The following is a 449-nucleotide window of genomic DNA, read 5'->3' on the forward strand; positions in this document are numbered from 1 at the left end:
TCATGTTGGGATCTCCTCGTAAGGTGCGCCAGCAGGTGCTCCGCCGCGAGGGAGGCTGTGTCTTGCGGCGCGCCGACTGCGGTCAGGGCGTCGATAAGCCTTGCTGCTGCTGTGTCCGGCACGTTTGGGTCTGTGAGGAGGGGAAGCAGAAGCAGGAAGCGGGTGGCCGTGTCCTGGACGCCTTCGTCCGCAAGGAACGGGCTGTCAGCGATCCGAATCAGTTCGTGCCATGTCAGCCCAGTGCCCGAGAAATCTCCGTTCCAGCTGGCGATCTGCTGGGCGTAGCTGCTGTCTGGATGGGTGAGGAGGTAGTCGGTGCCGTAGTCACCGTCCAGGTTGCGGTAGATCACCACGGCTCCAGGTCCGTCTTCTGCCGGCACCCTGAACACGGGCCAGTGCTCAGGATCGAAGAGGACCTCGGACAGGGCATCGGCATCGGCGCCGTCCTC

1 protein-coding gene is annotated in these 449 nt (G+C 64.1%); it reads right to left on the reverse strand.

The annotated features are described in order from the left end of the window. Positions 1–449 (reverse strand): hypothetical protein (locus VT50_RS37945; RefSeq protein WP_079343994.1); only part of this gene is annotated, 449 nt, incomplete at both ends.

It is taken from the genome of Streptomyces antioxidans (assembly GCF_000968685.2).
Classification (GTDB): domain Bacteria; phylum Actinomycetota; class Actinomycetes; order Streptomycetales; family Streptomycetaceae; genus Streptomyces; species Streptomyces antioxidans.